8 protein-coding genes are annotated in these 11,457 nt (G+C 71.9%); 2 read left to right on the top strand and 6 right to left on the bottom strand.

Annotated elements, in window-relative coordinates:
- Positions 1-4: 4 nt before the first annotated feature.
- Positions 5-3,043, top strand: coding sequence for a bifunctional [glutamine synthetase] adenylyltransferase/[glutamine synthetase]-adenylyl-L-tyrosine phosphorylase (locus ABEB07_RS09635; RefSeq protein WP_345667872.1), 3,039 nt, complete (start codon positions 5-7; stop codon positions 3,041-3,043).
- A 303-nt stretch (positions 3,044-3,346) separates the two neighbouring features.
- Here the strand turns inward: ABEB07_RS09635 and ABEB07_RS09640 are convergent, their stop codons facing one another.
- Positions 3,347-4,159 (bottom strand): phosphatase PAP2 family protein, encoded by an 813-nt coding sequence (locus tag ABEB07_RS09640; protein WP_345667873.1) that lies wholly within the window; start codon positions 4,157-4,159, stop codon positions 3,347-3,349.
- A 161-nt stretch (positions 4,160-4,320) separates the two neighbouring features.
- On the opposite strand from ABEB07_RS09640, the gene ABEB07_RS09645 reads away from it, so the two are divergent.
- Positions 4,321-4,707, top strand: a complete 387-nt coding sequence (locus ABEB07_RS09645) for a hypothetical protein (protein ID WP_345667874.1) — start codon at positions 4,321-4,323, stop codon at positions 4,705-4,707.
- On the opposite strand, the gene ABEB07_RS09650 is transcribed toward ABEB07_RS09645, so the two are convergent.
- The 5 genes from ABEB07_RS09650 to ABEB07_RS09670 form a co-directional block, all read right to left on the bottom strand.
- Positions 4,704-5,741 carry a LacI family DNA-binding transcriptional regulator gene (locus ABEB07_RS09650; RefSeq protein ID WP_345667875.1) on the bottom strand — a complete coding sequence of 346 codons (1,038 nt, stop codon included), beginning with the start codon at positions 5,739-5,741 and terminating at the stop codon, positions 4,704-4,706. The two genes, ABEB07_RS09645 and ABEB07_RS09650, sit on opposite strands and share 4 nt — an antisense overlap.
- 25 nt (positions 5,742-5,766) lie before the next feature.
- Positions 5,767-7,416, bottom strand: a complete 1,650-nt coding sequence (locus tag ABEB07_RS09655; RefSeq protein WP_345667876.1) for a glycoside hydrolase family 13 protein — start codon at positions 7,414-7,416, stop codon at positions 5,767-5,769.
- Positions 7,417-7,496: 80 nt separating this feature from the next.
- Positions 7,497-8,414 (bottom strand): sugar ABC transporter permease, encoded by a 918-nt coding sequence (locus ABEB07_RS09660; protein ID WP_345667877.1) that lies wholly within the window; start codon positions 8,412-8,414, stop codon positions 7,497-7,499.
- Between the two features lie 13 nt (positions 8,415-8,427).
- Positions 8,428-9,426, bottom strand: coding sequence for a carbohydrate ABC transporter permease (locus tag ABEB07_RS09665; protein ID WP_203634848.1), 999 nt, complete (start codon positions 9,424-9,426; stop codon positions 8,428-8,430).
- Between the two features lie 161 nt (positions 9,427-9,587).
- Positions 9,588-10,877, bottom strand: a complete 1,290-nt coding sequence (locus ABEB07_RS09670) for an extracellular solute-binding protein (protein WP_345667878.1) — start codon at positions 10,875-10,877, stop codon at positions 9,588-9,590.
- Between the last annotated feature and the right edge of the window lie 580 nt (positions 10,878-11,457).

Below are 11,457 nucleotides of genomic sequence, written 5' to 3' on the forward strand. Positions count from 1 at the left end.
CGGGATGACGGCGCCGGGGCGCAGGAGCAGTACCTTCACACGGCTGCTGCGGCACGGCTTCACCGATGCCTCCGCCGCCGAGCGGCTGCTGGAGAGCCCGGAGCTGGCTCCCGTCCGCAGCGACCCCGTGCTGCTGGAGGCCCTCGGCGGCACCGCCGACCCCGATCTCGCCCTCGGCGGACTCGTCCGGCTGCTGGAGGCGCAGCCCTCGCCCACCGCCCGCCGGGAACTCCTCGACACCCTGATAGCGGCCAAACCCCTGCGCGACCGGCTGCTCGGCGTGCTCGGCGCGTCCGCCGCGCTCGGCGACCACCTCGCCCGGCACGCCGGGGACTGGCACGTCCTCGTCACCTACGAGCCGCGCGACCTGCACCCCGGCGTCGAGGAGTTCGAACGCGGGCTCGCCGACGCCGACGACCCGCTCTCGCTGCGCGTCGCCTACCGGCGCTGCCTGCTCGCCATCGCCGCCCGCGACGTGTGCGGCACCACCGGCGTCGCCCAGACCGCCGCCGAACTCGCCGACCTCGCCACCGCCACCCTGCGCGCCGCACTGCGCATCGCGAGCGCCGCCGCGCCCGAGGACGCCGCGCGCTGCCGGCTCGCCGTCGTCGCCATGGGCAAGTGCGGCGGCCACGAGCTGAACTACGTCTCCGACGTCGACGTCATCTTCGTAGGTGAGGCCGCCGAGACCGCCGACGGCGGCGAGGGCGGTGACGGCGACGAGACCGCCGCGCTGCGCGCCGCCACCCGGCTGGCCTCCCACATGATGCGGATCTGCTCCGAGACCACCGTCGAGGGCTCCATCTGGCCCGTCGACGCCAATCTGCGGCCCGAAGGGCGCAACGGGCCGCTGGTGCGCACCCTCAGCAGCCACCTCGCCTACTACCAGCGGTGGGCCAAGACCTGGGAATTCCAGGCACTGCTCAAGGCCCGGCCGGTGGCCGGCGACGCCGAGCTGGGCGCCCGTTACGCCGACGCGCTCGCCCCGCTCGTCTGGCAGGCCGCCGAACGCGACAACTTCGTCGCCGACGTGCAGAAGATGCGCCGGCGGGTCGTGGAGAACATCCCCGTCGCCGAGGTCGAGCGCGAGCTGAAGCTCGGGCCCGGCGGGCTGCGCGACGTCGAGTTCGCCGTGCAGCTCCTCCAGCTCGTGCACGGGCGCGCCGACGCCTCCCTGCGCAGCGGCACGACGCTCGACGCGTTGCAGGCGCTCGCCGCCGGCGGGTACGTCGGACGCACCGACGCCGTCCAGCTCGACGAGGCGTACCGCTTCCTCCGGTTCGTCGAGCACCGCATCCAGCTGTACCGGCTGCGCCGCACCCACCTGCTGCCCGACGACGAGGCCGGGCTGCGGCGGCTGGGCCGCTCGCTCGGGCTGCGCGCCGACCCCGCCGCCGAGCTGGTGCGCGAGTGGAAGCGGCACACCGGCGTCGTACGGCGGCTGCACGAGAAGCTGTTCTACCGGCCGCTGCTCGACGCGGTCGCCCAGCTCGCGCCCGGCGAGGCGCGGCTGAGCCCCGAGGCGGCGCGGGAACGGCTGGTCGCCCTCGGGTACGCCGACCCGGCCGCGGCGCTGCGGCACCTGGAGGCGCTCGCCTCCGGCGTCACCCGCAAGGCCGCCATCCAGCGCACGCTGCTGCCGGTGCTGCTCGGCTGGTTCGCCGACTCCGCCGACCCGGACGCCGGGCTGCTCAACTTCCGCAAGGTCTCCGACGCGCTCGGCAAGACACCCTGGTACCTGCGGCTGCTGCGCGACGAGGGGGCCGCCGCCGAGAACCTCGCGCGGGTGCTGTCCGCCGGGCGGCTCGCCCCCGACCTGCTGATGCGGGCGCCCGAGGCGGTCGCCCTGCTCGGCGACGGGGACGGCGGCGGGAGCGGCGTCGGGGGCGGTGTCGGGCCGCGCGGGCGCGCTCAGCTGGAGCAGGAGGTCCTCGCCGCGGTGGGGCGCGCCGACAGCGCCGAACAGGGCGTCACCGCGGCGCGCGGGGTGCGGCGGCGGGAGCTGTTCCGTACGGCCGCCGCGGACATCCTCGGCTCCTACGGCACCGAGGCGCAGCCCGCCGAGGCCGATCAAGGAGCGCTCGTCGATCTCGTGGGCGGCGCCGTGTCCGACCTGACGGCGGCGACGCTGGCGGGGACCCTGCGGGCCGTGGTGCGCGAGGGGTGGGGGGACACGCTGCCCACGCGGTTCGCCGTCATCGGGATGGGGCGGTTCGGGGGGCACGAGCTGGGTTACGGGTCCGACGCGGACGTCCTGTTCGTGCACGAGCCCCGGGAGGGGGCGGACGAGCGGGAGGCCGCGCAGGCCGCCAGCCGGGTGGTCGCCGAGATGCGGCGGCTGCTGGCCGTGCCGAGCGCGGACCCGCCGCTGCTGATCGACGCCGATCTGCGGCCCGAGGGGAAGTCGGGGCCGCTGGTGCGGACGCTGAAGTCGTACGCCGCCTACTACCGGCGGTGGTCGCTGGTGTGGGAGTCGCAGGCGCTGCTGCGGGCGGAGCCGGTGGCGGGGGACGCCGAGCTGGGGCGGCGGTTCGTGGAGCTGGTGGATCCGCTGCGGTACCCGGACGGGGGGCTCGGCGAGGAGGAGGTGCGGGAGATCCGGCGGCTGAAGGCGCGGATGGAGGCGGAGCGGTTGCCCCGGGGGGCCGATCCCAAGCTGCACACCAAGCTCGGGCCCGGGGGGTTGTCCGATGTGGAGTGGACGGTGCAGTTGCTTCAGCTGCGGCACGGGGCGGAGGTGGCGGCGCTGCGGACTACGCGGACCCGGGAGGCGCTGGAGGCGGCCCGGGACGTGGGGCTGGTGTCCGCGGAGGACGCCTCGACACTGGACGAGGCGTGGGTGCTCGCCTCGCGGGTGCGCAGTGCGGTGATGCTGGTGCGGGGGCGGGCCGGCGACACGTTTCCCACTGAGCCTCGGGAGCTGGCGGCGGTGGGGCGGTATCTGGGGTACGGGCCGGGGCATGTGGGGGACATGCTGGACGCTTATCGGCGGACCGCTCGGCGGGCTCGGGCGGTGGTGGAGGTCTTGTTCTACGGGGCGTAGGGGTTCGGGGTCGGGGTGCGGTGCAGGTTCTGGGTGCGTGGTGGGTGGTGCGTGGTGCGTGGTGGGTGCGGGTTCGGGGTGGGGCGGGTGCGTGGGTGGTTGCGGTGGTTTGGTCGGGGCGGGGGTGGGGTGGTGGGGCCAGGGCGCCGCACACGGACATACGGCCCGGAGTGTTGGTCGTGGGGGGAGGAGGGACCGCAGTACGCGGCGCCCATTGGCCCCACCACCCCACCCCCTCCCGCCGTCGTCCGGCACTCGCGGGGTGTCCCGCCGTCGTTCGGCATACGGTGTCCGCCGTCGGGGCTACGCTCTCGCCGGGTGCCATGCTCTGCGGGGGAGGGCGTGGGGGAGGGCGCCGTAGCAGGTTCTCGCTACCGTGAGGCCGAAGGCCAGGCAGGTTGCGCCGCCTACCGCGTCCAGCCAGAAGTGGTTGGCCGTCGCGATGATCACGATCAGGGTGGCGGCGGGGTAGAGGGCCGCCAGGACGCGGGCCCAGGGGATCGTCGTCAGGGTGAACACCGTCAGGCCGCACCACAGGGACCAGCCGATGTGCATCGACGGCATCGCGGCGTAGGGGTTCGACATGTGTTTCAGGTCGCCGGAGGCCATCGAGCCCCAGGTGTGGTGGGTCTGGACCGTGTCGACGAAGTGGCCGGCCGGCATCAGGCGGGGCGGGGCCAGGGGGTAGAGGTAGTAGCCGATGAGGGCTACGGCCGTGGTGGCGAAGAGCGCCAGGCGGGCCGCCGCGTAGCGGCCGGGGTGGCTGCGGTACAGCCATACCAGGACGCCCACCGTGGCCGCGAAGTGCAGGGTCGCGTAGTAGTAGTTCATGCCGACGATCAGCCAAGTCGCCGAGTCGGCGGCGTGGTTGATCGCGTGCTCGGCGGCGATGCCGAGCCGGTGCTCGGTCTGCCAGATCCGGTCCGCGTTGCGCAGCGCCGCGGCCCGCTGTTCCGGGACCGCGTTGCGGATCAGCGCGTACGTCCAGTAGCTGATCGCGATCAGCAGCACCTCGAACCACAGCGGGGGGCGGCGGCGTGGCGCGGAAGATCCCGTGAGTGGGTGCGGAAGGGACTTTTCGGAACCTTCCGGTCGTGTTCCGGACGTATCACCCATGGGCACAGAGTCTGCCAGAAGTGCGGCGGTGTTCCGTCGATCATCCCCCGGTCCGGTGCGGGGCGCATTTCCTGGGGGCCCTGACCAGGGTGCGGCGGAAGTCGGTCACATGCGGCCTCGCGGGCGGGGCAGTCGGGCCCCATGAGGAAAGGGGGTCGTCGATGAGCCTGGGACCGGAGGTCTTACTGGCGCGGGGCGGCGCGGACGAGCCGTCCGACTGGGCGTGGATCGGCGTCGTCCTCGCGCTCTATCTGCTCATCGGCTATGGGCTGGAGTACCGGTCGAAGAGGCGCGGGGGCGCCGCGCGTCCGGCGAAAGCGGCGGTGGACGGACTGTTCTCCGAACGTGGCAGCGATGTGGGGCAACGTCTGACCAGCCGGGTGGTGATGATGTGCGGCGCGCTGGTGACCGGACTCGCCGCGTTCCTCACCCGGAGCGCGCCCGCGGCGGTGCGGTATCCGGTCGTGGGTCTCGTGGCGCTGCTCGGGATCTTCGCGTGGGCGTACTTCGACCACCGTACGGAGCCGCGCGGCGAGGACGGGGCCTAGTCCGCGGAGCGGTGGCGTCTCGGGGCCGAGGCGGTGGAGCCGCGGACCACCAGTTCCGGCATGAAGACGAACTCGCTGTGCGGCGCCGGGGTGCCGCCGATCTCCTCCAGGAGCGCGCGCACCGCGGCCTGGCCCATCGCCGGCACCGGCTTGCGGATGGTGGTCAGGGGCGGGTCGGTGAAGGCGATCAGCGGGGAGTCGTCGAAGCCGACCACGGAGAAGTCGCGCGGGACCTCCAGGTCGCGCCGGCGGGCCGCGCGTATCGCGCCGAGCGCCATCATGTCGCTGGCGCAGACCACGGCCGTGCAGTCGCGGTCTATCAGCGCGGTCGCGGCCGCCTGGCCGCCCTCCAGGGTGTAGAGGGAGTGCTGGACGAAGTCGGACTCGACGGTGTCGGGGGGCAGGTCCAGCTGGTCCTGCATCGCGCGGACGAAGCCCTCTATCTTGCGCTGGACCGGCACGAAGCGCTTGGGGCCCAGGGCCAGGCCGATGCGGGTGTGGCCCAGGGACACCAGGTGGGTGACGGCCAGGGTCATGGCCGCGCGGTCGTCGGGGGAGATGAAGGGGGCCTGGACCTTCGGGGAGAAGCCGTCGACCAGCACGTAGGGGACGCCCTGGGCGCGCAGCCGCTCGTAGCGCTCCATGTCGGCGGTGGTGTCCGCGTGCAGCCCTGAGACGTAGATGATGCCCGCGACGCCGCGGTCCACCAGCATCTCGGTCAGCTCGTCCTCCGTGGAGCCGCCGGGGGTCTGGGTGGCGAGCACCGGGGTGTAGCCCTGCCGGGTGAGTGCCTGGCCGATGACCTGCGCGAGGGCCGGGAAGATCGGGTTCTCCAGCTCCGGGGTGATCAGGCCCACCAGGCCCTCGCTGCGCTGCCGCAGCCGTACCGGACGCTCGTAGCCCAGGACGTCGAGGGCCGCCAGTACGGACTGGCGGGTGGTGGCGGCGACGCCCGGCTTCCCGTTCAGGACCCGGCTGACGGTCGCCTCGCTCACCCCCGCCTGGGCAGCGATGTCGGCAAGCCGTGTGGTCACAGGAGTGGACTGTACCGGGTGCATCTCAGACTGCCCACCAGACGGCGGAGTCGCCGGGCAGGTCGGTGCCGGTGGCGCCCGGCTCGACGGGAGCGCTCGCCAGCAGGAGGGTGCCGGGGGTGTCCAGCGTGACGGGGGCGGCGGTCAGGTTGACCGTGCAGACGAAGGAGCCCTCGGCGGTGTCGCGGCGGAAGGCCAGCACGCCCTCGGGGCTGTCCAGCCAGGTGATCTGGCGGCCGGCGCCGAGCGCCGGGTGGTCGCGGCGGACGGCGAGCGCGCTGCGGTAGAACTCCAGCGTGGAGTTCGGGTCGCCGTCCTGCGCCTCGACGGTCAGGTGCTTCCAGTCGGCCGGCTGCGGCAGCCAGCTCGGGCCGCCCTCCACGGGTCCGAAGCCGAACGGGGCGGCCTCGCCCGACCACGGCAGCGGCACCCGGCAGCCGTCGCGGGTGCCGTCCTGGCCGGAGGTGCGGAAGAACGCCGGGTCCTGGCGCACCTCGTCGGGCAGGTCCACGACCTCCGGCAGGCCCAGCTCCTCGCCCTGGTAGAGGTAGGCCGAGCCGGGCAGCGCCAGCATCAGCAGCGTCGCCGCCCGGGCCCGGCGCCGGCCGCGCGCCTCGTCGCCCTCCGCCAGGCGCGTGGCGTGCCGTACGACGTCGTGGTTGGACAGCACCCAGGTGGCCGGCGCGTGCACCGCGTTCATCGCCTGGAGCGAGCGGTCGATCACCTCGCGCAGGTCGGGCGCGTTCCAGCCGGTGGTCAGATAGGAGAAGTTGAACGCCTGGTGCAGCTCGTCGGGGCGCAGGTACAGGGCGCTGCGCTCGACGGTCGGCGTCCACGCCTCGGCCACCGCGATCCGGTCGCCGGTGTACTCGTCGAGGATCCGCCGCCAGCTGCGGTAGATCTCGTGCACGCCGTCCTGGTCGAAGTACGGCACCGCCTGCGTGCCCAGCAGCTTGACCTGCTCGTCGTGGCCGATGTCGGGCAGGCCGGCCGCCTTGACCAGGCCGTGCGCCACGTCGATGCGGAAGCCGTCGATGCCCAGGTCCAGCCAGAACCGCAGGATGGAGCGGAACTCGTCGTGGACGGCCGGGTGGTCCCAGTTGAAGTCGGGCTGCTCGGGCGCGAACAGGTGCAGGTACCACTCGCCGTCGGCCACCCGGGTCCAGGCCGGGCCGCCGAAGATGGACTCCCAGTCGTTGGGCGGCAGTTCACCGCTCACGCCCTTGCCGGGACGGAAGTGGAAGCGCTCGCGCAGCGGCGAGCCGGGGCCCTCGCGCAGCGCCTGCTTGAACCACTCGTGCTGGTCGGAGCAGTGGTTGGGCACCAGGTCCACGATGACCCTCAGGCCCAGCGCGTGCGCGTCGCGCACCAGGTCGTCGGCGTCGGTCAGGGTGCCGAACATCGGGTCGACGGCCCGGTAGTCGGTGACGTCGTAGCCGGCGTCGGCCTGCGGGGAGGCGTAGAAGGGGGAGAGCCAGACGGCGTCGACACCGAGCTCGCGCAGGTACGGCAGCCGCGCGCGGATGCCGGGCAGGTCGCCCATGCCGTCGCCGTCGCCGTCGGCGAAACTGCGCGGGTAGACCTGGTAGATGACCGCGTCGCGCCACCACTCACGGCGCCCGGAGGCGGCGGCAGCGGCTTCGGTGGGAACGGTGTCGGTGACGTGCTGGGTCATGGATTCCCTTAAGGGTGCGGGGGGAACGACGGAGGCGCTTGCGGAGGGGGGCGGGGCCGGGCGGCCGCTCGGCGCGGCGGTCAGGACTTGGTGCCGCCGGCGGTCAGACCGGAGACCAGGCTGCGCTGCACCAGCATGAAGACGAGGGCCGCCGGGATGGTGATGATGATGGCGGTCGCGGAGGTCCAGGCCCAGTCGGGCCGCTGGTCCTGCGCGAAGGTGCGGATGCCGACGGCGAGCGTGTAGTGGTCGGACTGCATGAACTGCGTCGCGTAGGCCACCTCGCCCCAGGCGGTGAGGAAGCTGTAGAACGCGGTCACCGCCAGGCCCGGCTTGGCCAGTGGCACGATCAGCCGCCAGAACGTGCCGATCGGGGTCAGGCCGTCCACCCGGCCCGCCTCGTCTATCTCCTTGGGGATGGTGTCGAAGTAGCCCTTCATCATCCAGGCGCAGAACGGCACCGCCGTGGTCGCGTACGCGAGGATCAGCCCGAGGTAGTTGTCGAGCAGGTGCAACTCGGACATCAGCAGGTACAGCGGCACGATCAGTACGATACTGGGGAACATCTGGGTGACCAGGAACGTCCACATCAGCTGCCGGCTGCCGGGGAACTTCATCCGCGACACCGCGTATCCGGCGGTCGAGGCGAGGAAGACGCCGAGCGCGGTGGTGCCGCCCGCCACGATGACGGTGTTCAGGAACCACTGGGCGAGGTCCGAGTGGGCCAGGACGTCGCTGTAGTTGTGCAGGCTCAGGTGGGAGAGGACCTGGCCCGGCTCCTGCCAGGCGTTCTTCGGGCCCAGCGAGATGAACAGGATCCACACCACCGGGAAGGCCGCGATCACGGTGGCCAGGATCAGCGTGCAGTGCAGGGCGACGGAGGCCCACGGGGCGCGCTCCTGCCGGCCGCGCACCTTGCGGCCGCGCGGGGTGGCGGGCAGGGGGCGCGCGGGGGCGGCGGGCGGGACGGCGCCCGGCTCGTGCGTTGCTGCGGTCATGACGAGGGGCTCCTTACGCCTGCTCGGACTTCAGGGTGTTGCGGCGGTAGAAGGTCGAGAAGGCCAGCAGGAGAGCGAGGATGATGATGCCGTAGGTGGCCGCTCCCGCGTAGTCCGAGATCCCGTTGAACGCCTTGTGGAAGGCGAAGGTGACGAGGATGTCGGTGTCGCCGGTGGTGTTGTTGCCCAGCAGCAGGTAGATGACGTTGAACATGTTGAACGTCCAGATGCAGCCCAGCAGGATCACGGTGTTCGACACCGGCTTCAGACCGGGCAGCGTCACGTTCACGAACCGCTGCCAGGGCGAGGCGCCGTCCATCTCGGCCGCCTCGTACAGCTCCTTCGGGATGGACTGGAGTCCGCCGAGCAGGGCCACCATGTTGAACGGGATGCCGATCCAGACGTTGACCATGACGACGGCGACCTTCTGGGCCAGCGGGGTGCCGAGCCAGTTCTGCGCGGGCAGGCCGAAGGCCGTGATGACCTCGTTGAAGACGCCGTACTGGGAGTTGAGCATCAGCCGCCAGGCGAAGACGCCGATGAACGACGGGACCGCCCAGGGCAGGATCAGCATCGCCCGGTAGAAGCCGCGCAGCCGCATCTCGCGGTTGAGCAGCACCGCCAGCGCCATGCCCAGACCCACCTGGAGCACGACGCAGGACACCGTCCACAGGACCGTCCACACCAGCCGCGGGTAGAAGTCGCCGTCCGCGCCCGACAGGACGTGCCAGTAGTTGTCCAGGCCGACGAAGTCGTAGGTGGCCGGGCGGTGGAAGGCGCCGATGGTGGTGGCGACGTTCGCCTCGTTGGCGTTGGTCAGCGACTGGTAGAAGCCGTAGCCCAGCGGATACAGGACCAGCACCGTGATGACGACGGCCACCGGGGCCACCATCGCCCACGCGTACCAGTACTTGTCCCAGGACCGCCTGAGCGCCGAGACGCGTGCGGGGCGCGGGGAACTGTCGCCGCGCGCTGTCTTCTTCGTGTTTCCGGTGCTCGCTGCGGTCGTCATCCTCATCGGCTCTTTCGCGGACGGAGTCGGGTGGTTCCGCAGCCCCGGGGAGCCCCGGACGGGGCGGCAGCGGGGAACTCCTTCCCCGGGGCTGCGTGTCCTTCGCACGCCGTACCGCTCATGACGGCCCGTCATGAGCGGTACGGCTCATGGCCGTTCGGTCAGCCGATGGAGTAGCCGGGCAGGAGCTTCTGGAACTCCTTGGCGGTGGCGTCGAGGCCCTTGTCGACCGACTCGTCGCCCTGGAGGATCTTCACGTAGTTCTGCTGGAGCGGCGTGAACAGCGAGCCGACCTGCGGCAGGGCGACCCGCGGCCGGGCGGTCTTGTCCAGGACCGCCTTGAAGCCGGCGACCTTCGGGTCCGAGGTGACCTCGGAGGTGTACGCCGACTGGCGGGTCGGCAGGGTGCCGGTGCCCTTGGCGATGGCGACCTGGCTCTCGGTGGACGTCATGAACTGCGTGAACAGGTAGCTGGCGTCCAGGTTGCTCGACCCCTGGTACACGGCGAGGTTGTGGCCGCCGGTCGGGGCCTGCGCCTTGCCGCCGGCGCCGGCCGGGACGGGGGCGTAGCCGAGGTTGGCCTGGTCGCTCTTGAACGCCGAGCCGGACAGGGTGTCGGAGACCGACCACGGGCCCTGGATCAGCATGGCGACCTTGCCGTTCTTGAAGGCGGCCTGCATGTTCTGGTACGCGTTGGCGAAGTCGACCTTCATCGACGCCTGGTCGTTGATCTGCTTCGCGGTGGTGAGGGCCTTGACCGCGGCGGCGTCGCTGATGGTGATCTTCTTGGCGGACGGGTCGGCCATGTCCGCGCCGTTGCTGTAGAGCAGCGGCAGCAGGAAGTAGGAGTCCGGGTTGACGTAGGTGCCGTACGCCCCGGTCTTCTGCTTGATGGTCTTGGCGTCGGCGATGAACTCGTCCCAGGTGGCCGGCGGGGTGGCGATGCCGGCCTGCTTCAGCAGCTTCTTGTTGTAGAGGAGGCCGAGGGTGTCGGTGACCGAGGGGACGCCGTAGGTCTTGCCGTTGTACTTGGCGGTGTTCAGCGGCGTGGCGGCGAAGTCCGAGGTGTCCTTCAGGGCCGCGGTGCCGTCCAGCGGGGCGATGTAGCCCAGCGAGGCGTACTCGGCCATCAGGCCCACGTCCGTGCGCACGACGTCGGGGGCGCCCTTGCCGCTCTTGGCGGCGGACTTGAACTTCTGCTCGACGTCGGTGAACGGGATGCTCTGGAAGTTCACCTTGATCTTGGGGTACTTGGCCTCGAACTGCTTGACCAGGGCCTTGTACGTCGGGGCTTCGGTCGCCGCGTCGGAGGTGTCCCAGTAGGTGATCGTCCCGGAGACGTCCTTGGGGTCCTTCGGCTTGCTGGACGAGTCGTCGTCCGAGCCACCACAGGCCGAGGCGGTGAGGGCGACCACGGTGACCGCGGCGGCGATCGATATGCCACGTCGCATATGAACTCCTAGATGAGGGTGCCCGGATCATCCCTTGGGAGGACCGCGGGTGCCGTCTGTCCCTATCGACGGCCGCCGGGCGCGGGAGGAACGTAGCAAGGCTGCAATCCCTTGCGAAAGACGTTGCAAGAAAATTTCCGCGAGATCCCGCAGACGTGACGTTTCCGTTACCGGCAGGTGTCCTGGCCTGCCCGCCGATGGACGTCCGCCCGGTCCGGCGGGCCCCGTACGGGCCGTCCGCGCGCGGTGCGCGGCGACCGCGCGGTAAGGAAGGTAGCCGATTTGGCGGGGGAGGCAACCGGTCGGCGGCGATCTCGTGCGCCGAAGGGGTGCGCGCGGGCGTTCCGGCCGGGTGGGCGGCGCCGCGGCCGTGGGCGTGGCGGGGCCCGATCGCCGGGCGCGCGGGGGGACTTGAGTGGGCGTGCGGACCCTCCGGTGGTCGTTCGTGAAAATTCTTGCCGTGGTTTGCAAGGCTCTTGCCGCAAGTGTTTCGGCGGCGATACGGTCGCGCCCGGCGTCCGGCAGCGAAGCCGCAGGCCCCGTCGGCCGCGGCGCGGGCACGGACCCGATCGAGCCGTAG

This window comes from Streptomyces similanensis, assembly GCF_039543625.1.
Lineage (GTDB): Bacteria > Actinomycetota > Actinomycetes > Streptomycetales > Streptomycetaceae > Streptomyces > Streptomyces similanensis.